1 protein-coding gene is annotated in these 351 nt (G+C 40.5%); it reads right to left on the bottom strand.

From position 1 onward, the window contains the following. On the bottom strand, nt 1-351 hold a 351-nt coding region (locus AAEY62_RS20960), incomplete at both ends, for a dienelactone hydrolase family protein (protein WP_350636243.1).

Here is a 351-nt window from a genome sequence, read left to right as displayed (position 1 = left end):
GTACTACATTATCTTGACTGCCATGCGCCATAAAAATATTTAAATCTGTGTGTAGTGCTTCATCTGCCAGCTTTTCTGGTACACACATATAGGTTGAAAGCGCCATTACACCCGCCAGCTTTTGCTCAAAACGTGGGGCTAAATGCAAAGCTACAACGCCACCTTGGGAAAAACCCGCTAAAATAATTTTATCAGCAGAAATACCATTGGCTATTTCTTGGTTAATAAGTTGCTCTACTTTAGCGGCAGAATCTCTTACACCTTGCTCATCGGCACGTTTATCTAATTCTATTGATTTAATATCATACCAAGAACGCATTTCCATGCCACCATTTATGGTGACCGGTTGTA

The sequence above is a fragment of the Pseudoalteromonas sp. GW168-MNA-CIBAN-0100 genome (genome assembly GCF_040309225.1).
GTDB classification, from domain to species: domain Bacteria; phylum Pseudomonadota; class Gammaproteobacteria; order Enterobacterales; family Alteromonadaceae; genus Pseudoalteromonas; species Pseudoalteromonas arctica.
The sequence above is the reverse complement of the archived record's forward strand: the minus strand, read 5'-3'. Positions and strand labels throughout refer to the sequence as shown.